Below are 15779 nucleotides of genomic sequence, written 5' to 3' on the forward strand. Positions count from 1 at the left end.
AACTTGGTCACTAAAGGGTGGTCATTAATGAGTTACAGGTGAAAAAGATCACTTTTCCGGCGAACGTGTAATAAATATAATATCACGTACCGTAATAGAATTAGAAACGCATAAAAAAAAGATGATCACGGTAGAAAAACGTGAATCATCTCTCTACAGATGCGTTTTGATTAAGCTTATGCTTAACGACCGTTGTGACTTTACGTTGTTCCGCGCGACTTCCACCAAACTTAAACACGATAACGCCACCGATTATGATGAGCACGCCTAATAGTTGCTGAGAGGTAAACGGTATTTTTTCTAGACCGAACAAACCGAGTGAATCCCACATGAGTGCAGAACCTAGCTGTGACGTTAGTACGATAGAAATCGCAAATGTTGGACCGAGCAGTCGTGTACCTTGAACTAAACAAACTACAACCCCGACACCGATCAATCCGCTGAACCAGAACCATGTCTCCATGTTCTTCAGCACGAACAAATCTTTCCCTTCAAAAACAACACCTAGTGTCATGGAAGCGAGGAAGCCCAAGCCTAGCACAAGGGCTGTAGTCGACCATGTTCCGGCATGATCATTGACTCTCGTATTAAAAATATTTTGCAGACCAACAAGTACACCTGCAATAATGGCAAAGAGTAACCCGATAAGCATTTAATAGCTCCTTTCTATTTTTCATAAATATTTCGATGGTTGGCTAGTTCGCTTAAACCTTCTCGATTCTTTACTTCAATAAATCCTTTATGTCTTTCCACGAGCCCTTCTTTAGAAAGTTGTTGGATAACACGGTTCAAGTGGCGATAGCTCGTTCCGATCAGGTTAGCTGCATCTATAAGATGACTCGTGCTAAGTTGACCCCTATACAAAGCATCTCCTTCGTCAAAACATACCGACAAAAGGTAGCTCGCAAAACGAACTTCAACCGGATACAGAAGATTAAAGCTTAATGAGCTTGATTTCACATAAAATTTTTTGGTGATCACATTCAGCAGAAACTTTAAGAGCGGAGTATGATCGCTCGCGAATTTTTTCAACCAGCGGTGGTGGATTGCAATCATATGAACTTCAGAGACCGCTTCAACCGTATTAATAAAGTCAGTTCCTTGCACATATTCAATATCACCTACAACATCTAGAGGTGTTTTAAATGAAAGAATGAGTGTTCTACCTTCAGGTGAAGTGTTGAAAATCTTCAGTTTACCTTTTACTAACAAGTATAGATGGTTATAAGGATCACCTTGTGTACAGATCAATTCACCATGATCATAGCTATATAAAGTTAAATAAGGCAGAAGAGCATCATTTAAAATAGGTTTGATTTCAAAAGTCTCCATATAGTGCTGAAGCAACTCTGGGTCGTGAATTTCTCTCATTGTTCAAATCACCTCATCTCATGCTTCTCTTAAAATTTCAAAATAACAACTCCCGCAACCATCATCGCAATTCCAATAAATTGGGGAAGCTTCATTTCTTTCTTCATTACACCAAACCAGCCTTTGCCATCTATTAAGAATGTGATCGCTAGCTGTGAGATCAAGATTACCGCGATCGTTAATGTCACGCCTATAGAGTGGATGCCATAAATATTTCCATAGATGACGACTGCAGCAAATGATCCGCCAGTTAAATAAATCGGTCGTACTTTCTTAAATTCTTTCCATTTTTGGTCTTTTACGATCAAAACAATCAGGATGGCTGCGATAAAACCAGTCAATTGAGTAATCGTGGCAGCCTGCCATGAGCCAATATCCTGGCTGATCCGTGCATTCGCTACGCCTTGCAGAGTAATAAAAGCGCCGGCCAAAAAAGCAAACACTATTCCTTTCAATTCATCACTTCCCAATAAAAAATTCTATAACTATTAAAGAATAGAAGTGGATATGTTGGGAAGGACATATGTCCCAAAACTATAAAATGTATGTTAAGCACATGATAATTACATGATGAAATGTTCCTTTTCCTTTCCACTTTTACATATTTCGTTTAAAATAAAAAGCTGCACGACAATCTCTATGAAAGAGGTAAGAATATGAAACGACTAAAAAATTTATCAAATAATAATAAAAGCAATGAACAATCAGCAGAATTTAAGAATCGCGAAAGCTGGCTTAAGATTATCATCATCGGTGCATTTGCTTTATTGATCTTTTATAAAATTGCGACGGCACCATTCATATTCCGCTTTTCAGATTTCATTTCCGTATTTAGTTCGTTGTTCGCAATAACGATTTCACTTATTTATTTTAATAAGGTCAGCAAGTTAGAGAAGATGATTGAGTCTTTCACTTCTAAAGAGAGAGCTGTTCAGACTTATGAAACAGCCTCGTCAGTAGCTTTAGTAGCAGATGAGCCAGATCAAGAGCAATTAGAGCTGTTTGAGGAAAAGGAAGAAGTGAACGAAGCTCCTGTTTCTGAAGTGGAAAAAGATGAAGTGATTAAAGAGGATGAAAAAGAACAAGAAGTAAAAGAACAAGAAGCAAAAGAAGAAGTAATTGATGAAGAAGAGATTTGGGAAACGCAACGAATTAAAGAAGAAGAATTAGCCAAGATCGAGATGGATAAAACACAGATCTATAACGAACTGTTCTCTCGTGCACAGTTAAGCAAGGAAGAAATGACATACTTTAACGAGAAGATCAGAGAAAAAGAAACAGAAAGCTTCAACACAAAACAAGAATTGAATCAGTTTAAAGATCGTATTCAAAATGTGTTCAAGAAAACACCGCAATTCTTCCAAAAAAGAGATTCACGAATCGAAGGAATTGTTCGTATGATGAACCCAGTCACTCTCAAGAATGCGTCTCTTGAAGACTTAAATCAGCGTATGGATCAAGTGATTGATGTTATTCCGGAAGAAACGCTAAAATCCTTAATAAGAGACGGATTATTAGATGACACCTATCACCTGACACGTTCGGGTTACCGTGAATTCATGCACGTAAGTAAAACATTTCAATAAATGAAAGTAAAAAAGGTGTGCCTTCGCAGATGAGGGCACACCTTTTTGTATGTTTTGTAAAGCTAAGGTGGACAAACACATAAAAATTGTTCGTCCTGAATAAACATGGTAAATAATTTCACGGTAATTCAGATTATATTCACGGTAATTATTATTAATTTCACGGATAAAAAAATTTAAACAACTTTCGACAAAACCGCTTCCTCACTCCATCAAGCAAAATTTATTTTGCAAACAGATGGTTGCCGATCTTCGTAACGGAAGCTCTTGAAAAGATCCACGTGTCTGTTGCAAGTTCAGGGTTGTAATAATAAACGGATCCGTAAGTGGGGTCCCAACCTTTTATCGCGTCAAGCACTGCTCGATATGCATAGCTAGAAGGCTTTAAGTGATATTGCCCATCATGAACGGCAGTAAATGCGTTCGTCTGATGAATAACATCACTCACATTTTTCGGGAATGCAGGGTCATCTAAGCGATTTAAGATAACAGCGGCTACGGAAACTTTGCCTATGTAGGATTCACCTCGTGCCTCACCGTGGACAACGCGAGCCATTTGTTCTACATCTTGTAACATTAAAAACGTAGCAGGACCAGCGACGCCATCTGATGAAAGATTTGTCTCATACTGAAAGTTAGCAACAGCTCGTTTTGTAATAGGGCCATAATATCCAGTAACAGGTCCATAGAATATACCAAGTGCTTTTAATTTTTCTTGTAGGATGGCGACCTCATAGCTTTGACTTCCTTCAGTTAATAGTCCATGCGCTTGAACATTAGTCGGAATGAATAGAAACGTCACTACCACTAAAACGAGTACCAACTTGCTTAATAGATTTTTCATTGTCAAACACCCTTCCCTTAGTGATTTCTATATATTATCAATAAAGGATGAATTAGACATGAAGCGCATTCTCTATTTTTTATGAGGAGTGCATGTACTTCAAAAGTAGGGGAAAATGACAATTCATGTTACAAAATGACTAACTCTAAATTAAATACGTTTTATTTAAAAGGTAAGGGGTATACAAATAAATTGGTTAAGAATCTATACTTACATAAAAATAAACCCATTTAACACTGTGTTAAACGGATAGAATCAATCATTCACAAAGAGAGGTATCAGGGAAAAAATCTGGATACTTGTTGTTAAGTGCTTTATATTCAATTGGATATTGTTTGCTTAAAAAGTGAATATAACAGAGGATTCTATGGTTTTGGATATATCGCCTGTTCTTAAAATTTAGTTTGTATTCTTGTCCGATAGGGAGGTTTAATAAGGGCTTATTCTTAAAAAAGAGAGGAGTCATACAATTTGAGATAGCATCGTGAATATTCACAACGCGAATGCTGTTTTTTACTTCATCATAAAATCTTTTTGTAAAATTTTCATCTGCGATTGGTAAGCTTGCAAAACTATAGAGAATAGGATTATGAAAATTTGTGTTCACAGCTGCATCTAAAGTAAACAAAGCAGCTAGACTGCCACCAAGGCTATGACCTGTTATAAGCAGCTTTTTATCATCTGAATAGAGCATTTTGATATCTGTTAAAATGGCATCTCGAAATGTACTGTATATTCTAGTGATTCCTCGGTGTGTTAAACCGCTATTTAATACATAGGTATAAGGAATCTGAGAAACATCTAGGTATGAACTTACATTATCCATGGTCTTCGTTCCCCGAAAAGCAACCACTAAGTTATCCTCTGACTCAGCAATAAATCCAAAAGATTCGCCTGACTCTGAGACAATCTCACGTTTCATCTTGTAATCGGTCGGTAATTCAATCGTACAAAGTTCATGAACCATATAGGCTTTGTAAGACATCACTGCCAAGAACAGAGCCATTTCTCCATCAAACATAAATAACTCTTTTGTTTTTTTCATACAAATCACATCCTTCGCTCATCCGATTTAATAGTATATGAAGTAAGTGGTGGACAAGTATAGACATGTACACTGAGAGAATTAATTATTTTTTCTTTAAAATGGAGGTTCTTGTTTATTGTTCAGAGAGATGGATACATACTAGTTGAAAGTGAGGAATCAATAGAGAGAGGAGCTTGGAGATGACAAAGACTGTCCTTAGTTTAATTTTTGTAATCGGATTCGCTCTAGTTCATTTAAGCTCAAAATACTTGAGTTTTATAAAAGAATCTTCTCGAAATAAGTTTTTATCTTTTTCAGGTGGCGTAGCTGTTTCTTATGTTTTCCTACATCTTCTCCCCGATTTGAGTCACTATCAACAAAAGGTGGGAGAACTGCTTAACCATGGAATTGGTCACTACTTGGAAGACCATATTTATTTAATTGCGTTGCTCGGCCTTGCACTTTTTTATGGACTAGAGCGGTTAGTAAAAAATTCAAAAAAGAAACAAGACGCACAGTCAAGCTCAGAAGAAATTGCTGTTTCTTCAGGTATCTTCTGGATACATATGGCATCATTCTTTTTTTACAATGCGGTTATTGGTTATTTGCTCATAAGAGAAGAGTATGAGACAAAATGGGGAATGTTCTTCTTCTTTTTGGCATTGAGCATTCACTTTGTTGCAAATGATCATGGTCTTAGGAAGGATCACAAACAAAAATATGACAAGTACGGGAGAGTGCTGCTTACAGTCGCAATTTTAATTGGCTGGGGAATTGGAGTTATCACAGTCGTTCATGAACTCATCATATCTATACTAGTTGCTCTTCTAGCAGGAGGTATCATATTAAACGTTCTAAAAGAAGAACTTCCAGAGGATCAGAAAAGCAGTTTTGTAGCATTTATCACTGGATTAACGGGCTTTTCAGTACTAATGATGTTGGTGTAAAAGGTTAGTCGTTAATTTTTTTGAAAAGTTCGTTTAAACTTGCAAAAGTGAGCTTCTCTATAGCTGTTAAAGGTGAAAGTGATGAGGAAATGATTTCGTTTTTCTTAACCAGTAACCTAGTGATTTCTTGTGAACCAATCTCAGTTAAAGATACATAGACTTTTCTTCTATCAGATTCTGTATATTGCCGATCTACCATTCCTTTTTTAGCTAGCCGATCAATAAGGGTAGAAGTTGAAGCGGGAGATGTATCTATTTTTTCAGCTAACTCTGTAATTGTTTGCGTACTGTTTTCAAGCAGATAGATCATCGTTTCGATTTGGAGATAATTTAGTTTTTCATCATGAAGGAATGATTCTTTAAAATTATTCACATATTTAATCAGTTCATTTATCTCAAAGTTGTCATTGTTAGTCATTATCATTCTCCTAAGTATTAAAGTAAATGAAAAGACGACACTTCTTATTAAGTGCCGTCTCATTGAAGTTGTTTAATATAGATCTTTAATCCTTAACATGGTTAACTTATGTGCCTACTGTAACATAGGTGTTTACGTTGTTCAATTTGAAATAAATGGATGATCTCTTTAGGCAGTCGGTAATTAGCTCACCTTTGAAGACTCAATTTCTTCTTTATTTCTGTTTTTTAAAAGGAAAAAGGAGATGCCAATTCCCATAAGGGTCAATAGGAGAGTCACTCCGTAAATGGCATGAACCCCAGAAGCAATGATCTCTTGAAGTTGACCCAATTGGCTAGTTGGTAGTTCACCACCATGATCAAAAGAAGCATTGAGATCAAGGTCTTGTCCTACCTTATCAGCCTTAGAGATCGTGATTAGGTTAAATATTGTACCGAATACAGCAGACCCGAGTGTTTGGCTGAATGTGTTTGTAAATGTATTGGATGCTACAGCTACTCCGCGTTTGTTGGATGGTACAGATGCTTGGATAATAAGCATGTATATAGGTGTGATAAGTCCCATGCCAAGCCCAAGAACACCTGAGGCTACATAGATAAAGTACGTTGGAGAATGAGCATCTAACAGATAGAATAGCAGAGAGGCTGTGCTAACGACGCTAAGACCTAGAGTAATAATCCAATTATCCTTTACCCGCCCTACTAAATTCCCCGCAACGAGTGAACCTAGTGTCCACATCACAGGAAGTGGCATTAGAACAAAACCGGCTTGTGTCGCCGTTTTCCCCATCACACCTTGGCTCCATATCGGTAAATAAATCGTGATACAAATGACGACAGCCCCAGAAATCAACGTGAGTAAGTTTACGATCAATACACCCTTATTGGTGAAAAGGGAAAGAGGGATGAGTGGTTCAGGTGATCTTTTTTCAATATAAACAAACAGCACATAAAGCAGAATCGCAGTTAGAAAAAGTCCAATAATAATAGGATTGCTCCAATCTTGAGTTTGGCTTCCTGTTAAAAGTGCATATAGAAAAGCGATCGTTCCAAGAGAAAATGTAACAGCTCCCCAATAATCAATGTATGGTTTACCTTTTGTAAGATTCTCTTTGTAATTCGTTGCGAGCATGAAAAAAGCAAGAAGTCCGATCGGAATGTTTAAGAAGAAAATATATCGCCATGACAGCGTGTCAACAAGAAATCCACCTGCTAGAGGGCCTAAAACACCTGCAACTCCCCACACGGCTGAGATCCAGCCTTGTGCTTTCGCTCTTTCTTTTGCTTCAGCATACAGATCTCCTATGATTGTCATTGTGATCGGCATAACTGCACCAGCACCAAGACCTTGAATAGCTCGATAGAAGATGAGTTGCTCCATGGACATGGCGATTCCGCAAAGAGCAGAACCAATTAAAAATAGAATAATTCCTGCAAGAATCACTTTTTTTCGACCGAATAAATCCGCAAGCTTTCCGTATATTGGTGTGGATACCGCAGTGGCAAGCATATAAACTGCGTATACCCAGCTTACTAGTTCAATGCCGGAAAGATCGCTCGTTATTCGCGGAATGGCAGTACTCACAATCGTACCTTCCATCGCAGCCAAAACAGTAACGAGCAATAACGCGGTCATAATTTGTTTTCTCATAAAAGTCCTCCCCAGCGGTACGCATCATGCTGTATCTATTAAATAGTTCACTTAGTTAAATGATTGATAGAAAAAGAGTGTAACTAAGAAATTAGTTTATCATGTCAATGAAGGATTAGCTATTTTGAGGTAGTAAAGTTGGAGGGAGGATGAGAGAGTTATAATTGGACAGATTATTGATTAGATTGGACAGATTATTTACTAGAACGGACAGAATATCCTCTAGATCGGATAGATAACTACCTGTATCGGACAAATTATCATTTGAAGCAGCGAACAGGTGGTCTAGTTTTGATATACTTTTTATAGGTGATGCTAATGTTTTTAAAAAGAATTAAGCTATTGCGTGAAGAAATTAAATCTATCAAAGTTTATCCGTTCTCTATTCCTGCAATTAGCAAACTTGATGAGATACATCTCAAAAAAAACGTAACTTTTTTTGTGGGAGAGAATGGCACGGGGAAATCTACCTTGTTAGAAGCAATTGCAGACAAATGCGATTTTAATACAGCTGGTGGTGGTCGCAATAATATGTATGATGTGTATGCATCAGAATCAGAGTTAGGCAATTATATTCGCCTTTCGTGGATGCCTAAAGTATCGAACGGTTTCTTTTTACGCGCAGAATCGTTCTATAGCTTTGCTACCCATCTTGAAGATGTAGATGATACGGGATTTAGAGATTATGGAGGTCGATCACTTCACAAACAATCTCATGGTGAATCTTTTCTGTCTCTGTTTTTACATCGCTTTAAAGGAAAAGCAATTTACTTACTAGATGAGCCTGAAGCAGCTCTCTCACCTTCAAGGCAGCTCACTTTCTTAAAAATTATTCATGATCTTACAGCTCAAGGTGATACGCAATTTATTATTGCTACTCATTCTCCCATTTTGTTAGGTTATCCGAATGCGGACATCATAAATTTTGATGATGGAAAGATATTAAAAGTAGATTATGAATCTACAGATCATTTTCAAGTCACCAAGTACTTTTTAAATAATAGAGAGAAGTTTTTGTCAGAGCTTCTAAAAGACGATTAAGGTCCCTATTAAATGCTGAGAAATTCTAAAATGTCTGTCTGCGCAAACTTTTTCCCTTAGGAGTCCCTCATCTTCCACTCCAATCAACTTGTAAATGAAGAGAATGAATAAGCAACGATCTTCAGTGAAGAGCCTTATAATAAACCAACCGAATGCAATTGAACTGTATCTCCAATTGTTAATGATGTCTAACAATTGGGGTGCAGTTCAACTTATTCCGGTTGGTTTTTCTTCATGTTAACTGTAGTTTCATAAGGGTCATAAATCATAACAAAGGTTGAGAAAGGAATCTGCTGGCTCGTTACCTCCTCAACTAATGAAAAACCTAAATGCTGATAGATCTTCACATTTTGGATCGTTTCGGTTTGAAGCAAACAAAATGTCTTGTTTTTCCTAGTTTCTGTCATAGCGGCTTTCATCATTTTTGTCATATGACCTTGGTGCCGGTGATTCGGATCCACACAAACGGAATCTACCATCAAAAAGTGGTTATATCTTTTTTTATAATTTGCTAACATGCTGTTGGCGGGCTGCAACCGGCTTACTTTCCTCATGAATTCAATCAGCGACACATGGATCAGGAATTGAGGTAGTCGAATTGCGCATGTTAACCCAGCGACCAACAATTTTCCCATCTTAGTTTTCTCTCCATGATGTGACACACAAAAAAGCCCCTCCACTTGATCAGAAGTCACATACAGGCGACCATTAGACTGAAGAACTTGAATGACAATAGGAAAGGTCATCATTAAAATTTTTCTTCTTTTTTTTGGCTCGGGAAAGAAGTAGATGAACATGGGATTATCAATAAAAGAATTGGTTAGTATCTCATTAGCTCGTTTTACGTGTCTCTTTTGTAACGGCAATAATTGATCATACATGCAGTAATCTCCCTCCGATGCTGTAACCCAACTATATGCAAGGAAAAGTCGTATTTATTCTAAAACCTATTTATTTATACCTGAAATAGTTAAGTGAAAGTTAGGTCCATATGTTTAATTTCAAATATGGAGTAAATCGCTTTCAAAGTTAAAGATTTCCGCTTTCATTGTAGAAAATTTCTAGTGGGTAGGTTATTCTTACTATCTTTTATGCTGTATATACAAGTGTTGACGATTCGTTTTTTTCTCACGTATAGTTGCTACGTTACAAACAAAAACATACATGAGGTGAACAATGAACGCATCACGAAAGTCCCTACGAGTTTTAGCAAGTATCTCCCTTGCCGCTGTAGTAAGTTTAACAGCAGTAGCTCCGACTGCTCACGCTGTTACGCAGCCTGAAGCAGACACCCCTTTATCGAAAGAAAATCTTCAAAAGCTTTCTGTTCAGGGAGTTAAAGAACTTCCAAACGGTCTTAAGTTTGACCTGGGTACGAATGAGGCATTTATCCGAGTGTTTGATAAAGATCTCGTAAAAGTTTCCTTGCTAAAAAAAGGTGAAAAAGAATATGAATCACGCGGAATTGCCAAAAAAGCATCAGAGTGGAAGACTCCAAAGTACAAGATTAACAAGCGTGGAGATCGTTATCAAATCATAACTGATGAAATTACGGTGGAAGTCAAAACGAAACCATTTGGTGTTAAGTTCCTTGATAAAAAAGGTAACGTCATCAATGAAGATTATGTGAATCAAGGTACATCTGGCTATGAAAATGGCAAGCCGTATGTATTTAAGAAAACAGATAAGAACGAAGACTTCTATGGTTTTGGGGAACAATCTGGACTAGATGTAAACAAACGTGGGGACAGCATCGGTCTATGGAACACAGATGCATATGCGTATGATAAAGACACCAAATATATTTACACAGCCATACCATTCTTTATTGGATTAAAGAATCAGAAGGCATACGGAATTTTCTTTGATAATACACACCGTTCGTATTATGAAATGGCAAGTGAATCCGATGATTTCTACTACTTCTATGCGAACGGTGGAAAACTGACGTACTACTTTGCTTATGGGCCTGAAGTAGGAGATGTTATTGACAGATACACGGACTTAACTGGTAAGATGCAAGCGCCTCCGAACTGGTCATTAGGTCTTCATCAAAGCAAATGGGAATACAAGGCAGATGAGATTGTAAATGTTGCAAAAACATATCGTGAAAAGAAGATTCCTTTAGATACAATGCATTTCGATATCGATTATATGGACGGATATCGAGTGTTCACTTGGAATTCCGAATATAAACAAGCACTTCAAAAGCTAAAAGCAATGGACGGTTTCCATGCTGTAGCGATTAACGATCCAGCTGTGAAACAAGATGAGAACTATCGTATGTTCCAAGAAGGTACAGCAAACGACTATTGGGCGAAAAACGCTGACGGTACACCTTTTATTGGTCCAGTATGGCCTGGAGATTCAGCGTTTCCTGACTTCTCAAAACCAGAAGTGCGTAACTGGTGGGCAAACAATCATGATGTATTGTTCGACGCAGGAATCGATGGAATCTGGAACGATATGAACGAACCAGCCGTATTTGTAGATAGTGATAAGATGCATCACACATTACCTTTAGATGCCTATTTTGGAACGGAAGATAACAAGATCCTTCATACGGAATATCACAATCTTTACGGCCATGATGAGGCAGACGCTACAGATCTAGCTTTCAAAAAACATAAGCCGAATGAGCGTCCTTTTGTCTTAACACGCGACATGTACGCTGGTTCACAGCGCTGGGCTGCATTATGGACAGGAGATACGGTTTCCACGTGGGAACATTTACAGATGTCTGTTCCAATGCTCTCTAACATAGGGATGTCTGGTGTATCTTTTGCAGGTACAGATATTGGTGGATTTGCAAAAAGACCAGATGCAGAACTTTATGCACGTTGGATTGAAGTAGGTATGTTTTACCCGTTCGCACGAATCCATTATGATAGTGATGCAAAATCTGATATAAAACAAGGTCAAGAGCCATGGTCATTCGGACCAGAAGTGGAAGAAATCAGCAAGAAATACATCGAGATGCGTTATCAATTGCTGCCATACCTATATAATGAATTTAATGAGGCAAGTGAGAGTGGAAAGCCGGTACATCAAGCGTTAGTGTATCAGTTCCAAAATGATCCTAAAACATACGATATAAGCAATCAATACATGTTCGGTGATTCTATGATGCTAGCACCAGTGCTTGAGCAAGGGAAGACATCTAGAAGTGTTTATCTTCCTGCAGGTGTGAACTGGACAGACTATTGGACCGGCAAAGAGTATAAAGGCGGTCAAACGCTTACGGTTGAAGCACCACTTGGCCACTTACCGATTTTTGTAAAAGACGAGTCTATCATTCCGAACCGTGACGTTCAACAGTACACAGGTGAAAAGCCATTAACAAACCTAGTTTTAGACACGTACTTGGATAAAAAAGCATCGTATTCGTTCATTGAAGATGATGGAAAGACAGAAGACTACAAAGATGGTGAGTTCAACAAAACTAACTTTGAAGTAAAGCGCAACCTGAATGTAATTACGTTTGAACAAAGTAAACAAGCTCAAAACTATAAAGAATCCAAGCTAAAGCAGTACACATTAAAAATTAACAATACGAAAAAGCCATTACTGGTACAAGCTGGTTTAAAAAAGTATAAAGCAGTAGATTCGCTTGAAAAAGCACAAGCACAAACAAACACATTTTTCTATGATAAAGTAACAAAAGACTTATATGTTAGCATTTCAGCAGACGAAAGAAAGAAAGTTATCATTAAGTAAGTAACAAGAACAGAGGGCATCGTGCTCTCTGTTTTTTTTGATCACGAATGCCTTTTCTTAAGTAAGAAATTTACCATTGAAGATTTAATTAAGTGATGATAGTATATAAAAATCAAATCGTAATTATTACGATTTGAAAAATGGTTGTATGGAGGTACTAGTGAAAGAGAGATTTCAATTACTACTATCTTTGAAAGTCACTGAGTATGAGATCAAAGAACTTTCAAAGTTTGCCAAAGAATGTGATGAGTGTTATGAGCTATTAAAAGTAAAGCTGGATAGTCTTCATCATTTTATGACAGATCCTACTAACCTGAACCGGTGGCAAGAGTGGGGTGAAGACAAGGATATTGTGTCACTGTCTGAAAAGCTCAGAGAAGCTTCCGTACAGGCACTTTGTGAGATGGAAAAATATCAGAGTTTGCGTACATGTAACCATCAATTGAATGCAAGTGAATACATAACTACACTTTCACAAACCGTGAAACAGGAATTAGATGAATTACATATCAACGAGAACTCAAAGGTTTTATTTATAGGTTCGGGAGCGTTCCCCATTTCCGCTCTTACGATTGCGAGTGAAAAGAATGCAGAAGTTCATTGTATAGACATTGATGAAGAAGCGGTTGAGATGGGCAGAAAAGTTTCTGAGATCACCGGCCTTCAAGAAAAGGTAAGATTTTCAAAGTCCGTTCGAAACGACGTGCACTTTGCCAAAAGAACAACTCATGTATTAATTGCTTCTCTAGTCAGAAACAAACGAGAAGTGTTGAATGAAATTAAGGATTTATTACAGCCTCATACAAAAATTATACTCCGATACGGAAACGGTTTAAAATCAATCTTTAACTATCCGTTAGAAATGAAGCAAACTAAAGAGTGGGAACTGCAGACCGTTAATGTAACAGAAGGTATCTATGACACGATGGTTTTAGAGAAAATAAATGTATGTATGGATTAGAAGGAAGTGAGGAAATCGTGAGTACAAGAAGTCCAAGTGACTTAGGGAATATCCTAATTGCAGGCGCTGGCCCAGCTGCCATTCAGACAGCTGTCCAGCTATACAATGCTGGCTTCAGTGAAAGAATAGGGTTGTATAATCGTCCTGGTGTACATGCGGAACGTATAAAAAAAGAACTGATTCATAATCAATTTGAAGTTAGCCTGACTATTCAAGGTAAAGAGGCTGAATTAACTGCAAAGATCGATTGTTTTTTTAATGATGTATCCAATATATCTGATGAATGGGACACTATTATTCTAGCAACTCCCTGTACGAGTTATGCAGAAGTATTGATGTCACTTCAAACTACAGATTTTAAGCGAATAAGAACCATAATCCTACTAGCACCAAACATTGGTTCAAACGATTTAATAAAAAGTTTGATGGCAAAAGAAACAGTTGAAGTGATCAGTATGTCAACTTATTTTGCTGCTACTAAATTTCATGCTAATTCTGCAGTCACTGCTCATACGAAAGCATTTAAAAAACGAATTTACTTGGGCTCTTCAAAAAGTAAGAGCAGTATGGTAAATATCCTAAAAGAATTTCTAAAATCAATGAAGATTGCTGTAGAATTGGTGGATCATCCTCTCGATGCGGAATGCAGGAATATTACCACATATGTGCATCCAGCCTTCTTTTTAAATGAATTTACGCTAAATGAAATATTCAATCTTCATTCTAAAGGTAAGAAGTATATGTATAAGTTGTATCCTGAAGGTCCCATCACGCAGCAAAGAATAAAAACAATGGTACGGCTCTGGAAAGAAATTTCAGCATTAATGAATAATCTAGGAGCAAAACCGATTAATTTATTACAGTTTTTAAATGACGATAATTATCCAGTTCCACCAGAATCCATCCATAGAGATGACATTGATAATTTTATAGAATTTGAGGAAGTCAAACAGGAGTATCTGCTCTATATACGCTATACTTCTATTCTAATCGACCCATTTTCAATTCCTGATCGTGAAGGAAGATATTTTGAATTTTCTGCAGTTCCCTTTAAAAAAGCAGAAGAAGAACAAGAGGGAGTGTGGTCAATACCTAGAATACCGTTTGAAGATTACCAAAAATTGATCGTGATTTATGGGCTGGCAAAGAATTTAAATATTCCAATGCCTGAGATGAAGAGACTTATTGAAGACTTTGAATTAGAGTGTAACAAGGTTGAATCCTTGCTAGGAATAACAGAGTCATTGATTGAAGCTAGAAGAGTATCCTCATTGCGAGAAGTAACAAACATCATGAGGGAAAGAAAGAGGCAATGTTTATGAAAAACGGTGTTTGGCTCGCCATCTTGTCTTCCTTTGTTTTCAGTATTATGAATGCACTCGTTAAGGCAGTAAGTTTAAATATCCCTTATTCAGAAAGTGTGTTCTTTAGAAGTTTAATAGGAACAATTATTATCTTTATTATTATGAAAAAGAAAAAGGTAGCCTTTTCAAAAACAGGTGTACCGATGCTTATGGTTCGAGGAGTCTTTGGAGCACTCTATCTGTTGGCTTATTTTTATACAATCGCCAAAATCCCTTTAGCAGATGCGAGTATTTTGGCTCATCTGTCTCCCATTTTTGCTGTAGTATTAGCAGGAATATTTTTGAAAGAAAAGCTAACAAAAACGCTTCTATATATCCTGCCTGTTGTATTAGTAGGGGCATTTATGCTGATTAAACCACAGGAGTTCTCGTCCTATTCCATGTATGCGCTAATAGGTGTAGGAAGCGCGTTTTTTGCAGCTTGTGCAGCAACTTCTATACGTTATTTAAGCAGCAGACATCATGCTTATGAGATCGTATTCTATTTTCTTGCTACAGCAACGTTGGTTAGTATACCTTTAATGTGGAACCATTTTGTTATTCCGTCAGCATTAGAGCTATTTTATCTGATCTGTATAGGAGTAGTATCTTTAGTAGGGCAGCTATTTTTGACAAGTGCTTTCACACATGAAAATGTCATTGTTGTAGAGGTTACCCGTTACATTGGAATCGTATTTAACGCTTTTTGGGGCTTTTTGTTTTGGTCTGAGATTCCAGATGGTCAAACAATTCTAGGAGGAATGTTAATTATTGCTTCATGCATCTTCTTATCACGTAGGCGCGCACTTGAAGCAAAGGTTGATAAACTAAAATTAAATAAAGTAGCAATGAATACACATGCTAAAAGGTAAGG

General features: G+C 37.3%; 15 protein-coding genes. 7 read left to right on the forward strand and 8 right to left on the reverse strand.

Features of this window, described 5'->3' with window-relative positions:
• Positions 1–145: 145 nt before the first annotated feature.
• Genes P4V41_RS17865 through P4V41_RS17875 form a run of 3 tightly spaced genes read right to left on the reverse strand, consistent with a single transcriptional unit; the run spans position 146 to position 1826 of the window.
• Complete coding sequence (locus P4V41_RS17865) at positions 146–652, reverse strand: DMT family transporter (protein WP_328086537.1); 507 nt, start codon at positions 650–652, stop codon at positions 146–148.
• Between the two features lie 14 nt (positions 653–666).
• The gene (locus P4V41_RS17870) at positions 667–1371 is read right to left on the reverse strand and encodes a Crp/Fnr family transcriptional regulator (protein ID WP_328086538.1); all 705 of its coding nucleotides are present in this window, start codon (positions 1369–1371) and stop codon (positions 667–669) included.
• Positions 1372–1400: 29 nt separating this feature from the next.
• Positions 1401–1826, reverse strand: a complete 426-nt coding sequence (locus P4V41_RS17875; RefSeq protein ID WP_328086540.1) for a DMT family transporter — start codon at positions 1824–1826, stop codon at positions 1401–1403.
• Between the two features lie 201 nt (positions 1827–2027).
• Here P4V41_RS17875 and P4V41_RS17880 point away from each other — a divergent pair, with 201 nt between their 5' ends.
• Positions 2028–2957 (forward strand): hypothetical protein, encoded by a 930-nt coding sequence (locus tag P4V41_RS17880; RefSeq protein WP_328086541.1) that lies wholly within the window; start codon positions 2028–2030, stop codon positions 2955–2957.
• Between the two features lie 223 nt (positions 2958–3180).
• On the opposite strand, the gene P4V41_RS17885 is transcribed toward P4V41_RS17880, so the two are convergent.
• Entirely contained in the window at positions 3181–3801 is a 621-nt protein-coding gene (locus P4V41_RS17885; RefSeq protein WP_328086542.1) for a cell wall hydrolase, read from the reverse strand.
• 259 nt (positions 3802–4060) lie between these two features.
• Complete coding sequence (locus tag P4V41_RS17890; RefSeq protein ID WP_328086543.1) at positions 4061–4846, reverse strand: lipase family protein; 786 nt, start codon at positions 4844–4846, stop codon at positions 4061–4063.
• 182 nt (positions 4847–5028) lie between these two features.
• Between P4V41_RS17890 and P4V41_RS17895 the strand changes: the two genes are divergently transcribed.
• Entirely contained in the window at positions 5029–5775 is a 747-nt protein-coding gene (locus P4V41_RS17895) for a hypothetical protein (RefSeq protein WP_328086544.1), read from the forward strand.
• Between the two features lie 4 nt (positions 5776–5779).
• Here P4V41_RS17895 and P4V41_RS17900 read toward each other — a convergent pair whose 3' ends face one another.
• Together P4V41_RS17900 and P4V41_RS17905 are read right to left on the reverse strand one after the other, a co-directional pair.
• Positions 5780–6193, reverse strand: coding sequence for a MarR family transcriptional regulator (locus tag P4V41_RS17900; protein WP_328086545.1), 414 nt, complete (start codon positions 6191–6193; stop codon positions 5780–5782).
• 183 nt (positions 6194–6376) lie between these two features.
• A complete protein-coding gene (locus P4V41_RS17905; protein WP_328086546.1) occupies positions 6377–7843 on the reverse strand; it encodes an MDR family MFS transporter in 1467 nt (488 codons plus the stop codon).
• A gap of 318 nt (positions 7844–8161) precedes the next feature.
• On the opposite strand from P4V41_RS17905, the gene P4V41_RS17910 reads away from it, so the two are divergent.
• Positions 8162–8884: an AAA family ATPase gene (locus P4V41_RS17910; RefSeq protein WP_328086547.1), complete on the forward strand. Its 723-nt coding sequence runs from the start codon at positions 8162–8164 to the stop codon at positions 8882–8884.
• Positions 8885–9096: 212 nt separating this feature from the next.
• Here the strand turns inward: P4V41_RS17910 and P4V41_RS17915 are convergent, their stop codons facing one another.
• Complete coding sequence (locus P4V41_RS17915; RefSeq protein WP_328086548.1) at positions 9097–9765, reverse strand: GNAT family N-acetyltransferase; 669 nt, start codon at positions 9763–9765, stop codon at positions 9097–9099.
• A gap of 295 nt (positions 9766–10060) precedes the next feature.
• Between P4V41_RS17915 and P4V41_RS17920 the strand changes: the two genes are divergently transcribed.
• From P4V41_RS17920 to P4V41_RS17935, 4 genes are all read left to right on the forward strand, one after another.
• Positions 10061–12601, forward strand: coding sequence for a glycoside hydrolase family 31 protein (locus P4V41_RS17920; RefSeq protein ID WP_328086549.1), 2541 nt, complete (start codon positions 10061–10063; stop codon positions 12599–12601).
• A 160-nt stretch (positions 12602–12761) separates the two neighbouring features.
• Positions 12762–13562 carry a class I SAM-dependent methyltransferase gene (locus P4V41_RS17925; protein WP_328086550.1) on the forward strand — a complete coding sequence of 267 codons (801 nt, stop codon included), beginning with the start codon at positions 12762–12764 and terminating at the stop codon, positions 13560–13562.
• Positions 13550–14884 (forward strand): opine metallophore biosynthesis dehydrogenase, encoded by a 1335-nt coding sequence (locus P4V41_RS17930; protein ID WP_328086551.1) that lies wholly within the window; start codon positions 13550–13552, stop codon positions 14882–14884. Before P4V41_RS17925 ends, P4V41_RS17930 begins: the two co-directional genes overlap by 13 nt.
• Complete coding sequence (locus tag P4V41_RS17935) at positions 14881–15777, forward strand: DMT family transporter (protein WP_328086553.1); 897 nt, start codon at positions 14881–14883, stop codon at positions 15775–15777. The genes P4V41_RS17930 and P4V41_RS17935 overlap by 4 nt, the downstream gene beginning before the upstream one ends.
• Positions 15778–15779 lie beyond the last annotated feature (2 nt).

It is taken from the genome of Fictibacillus nanhaiensis, assembly GCF_036213205.1.
GTDB lineage: Bacteria > Bacillota > Bacilli > Bacillales > Fictibacillaceae > Fictibacillus > Fictibacillus nanhaiensis_E.